3 protein-coding genes are annotated in these 1,461 nt (G+C 45.1%); 2 read left to right on the top strand and 1 reads right to left on the bottom strand.

All coding sequences use genetic code 11. The features are described from left to right. Positions 1-270: aminotransferase (locus D6694_11265; GenBank protein RMH39396.1), on the bottom strand; the 270-nt coding region annotated here is incomplete at its 3' end. A gap of 225 nt (positions 271-495) precedes the next feature. Between D6694_11265 and D6694_11260 the strand changes: the two genes are divergently transcribed. Both D6694_11260 and D6694_11255 read left to right on the top strand, forming a co-directional pair. Continuing rightward, positions 496-1,188: a hypothetical protein gene (locus tag D6694_11260; protein ID RMH39395.1), complete on the top strand. Its 693-nt coding sequence runs from the start codon at positions 496-498 to the stop codon at positions 1,186-1,188. Between the two features lie 103 nt (positions 1,189-1,291). Continuing rightward, positions 1,292-1,461: DUF2200 family protein (locus tag D6694_11255; protein RMH39397.1), on the top strand; the 170-nt coding region annotated here is incomplete at its 3' end.

Genomic DNA, 1,461 nt, shown 5'->3' with positions numbered 1-1,461 from the left:
GATCAGCGACAGGCCTTCGGACGTGTTCTTAAGCAGGGCAATATCTGCTTCGGACTCGGCGTTGATCAGCCGGGCCAGCTGCCCGCGCAGCTGCCGCTCGACCTGCATCCAGCGGGGGTAATCCGCCGCCCCCTGCCGCATGTTCTCCTCGGCAAAGGCCTTGACCGCCTCCGCCGTGCGCCGTGGCCAGATGCCCACCGCCGCATGATTGACATAGACCAGACCCTCCCGCAGCGGGAATTCATCTTCAAGAAATTCGGCCAGGCTCATATGTCATCCGGCGGACTTTTCAGCGATTGCAGCCTGCAAGGCTGAATCCGCTTTGCAACCTTAGGGCAACATTTGACTTCCTCATTGACGCGGGTCCTGGATCGAGCCACCCTTTCTCCATTCCATACTTTTGGTTAATATCAGATAAGAGGGAATTATGACCGTATATATCAGAGAAGAACAAGAAATTAATTTCTTATATTAATACTGTAAGACATTGAAAAGATGATACAACTCTTCGAACAGTATGATCAGAACCTTCGAGAGCTTCGTGAGCTAGAAGAGAATGATTTACCGCGCAGTTTGCGCTTGTTCAATATCCGTATACGCTTGGCAATAGATATACAAATTGATTTTAAAGGGCAGATATCGCTTACTAAAACAAAAGAAGTAAGGGATACATATGTTTCATTAATCCAATTGATGGAATTGTGGAATGCATATGAAGCCTTATCGCATTATGTCAGTGAGGTCACAGAACACGTAGCAAAGGGCGTTACAAAATCAAAAATCTATCCCCAAAAGTTTCTAAAGGAAGTGGATTCACTGCCTGTGCTACAAGCGACCTCTCAGAAGATATATCACACCTTCAAGAACAGTCGTACATTCAAAGAAGATTTCGAAAATTACATAGGCCGGATTGTGAATGATGAAAAACTATCTAAGTCACTAAAAGAAGATGCTTCGAGCGTTCATAAGTATGTAAAGCAAGAAAAGCAATCCATCTCAGGTATTGAAATGCTGTCTCTTATATATGTGGAAAGGAACATGTACTACCACAATGGTGAAACCGCAAAAATGGGGATGCGTTATTCAAACAGAAGGAAACTAATCGGTTGGTATAAAGATGCATTACTAGACAACGTTCTAAAAGTAGCAAACGCAGTAGTGTCGGAGCAAATAGAGGCCAATCGATGAATTGCGAAAAAATGCCTAACAAGTCGCTCATTCTGGCACAAACTACGCTGCGCTTCGTTTGCGCCGCACACCTTTGTCATTAGCGCTCCGAGGAGATTAAGGGATGACCGATCACAAAATCTTCTCTATGGCATTCTCAAAGATCTATTCTCTCTATGTTCAAAAGGCTGAGAGGAAGAACAGAACGGAAGAGGAGGTCATCCAAATCATCTGCTGGCTCACGGGTTATACCCCTGATGAACTGGCAAAGCAGGTTGGCGAAGACAAGGATTT

Source organism: Gammaproteobacteria bacterium (assembly GCA_003696665.1).
Classification (GTDB): Bacteria; Pseudomonadota; Gammaproteobacteria; order Enterobacterales.
Note: the sequence above shows the minus strand (reverse complement) of the source record. Positions and strands in the feature narration are given on the sequence as shown.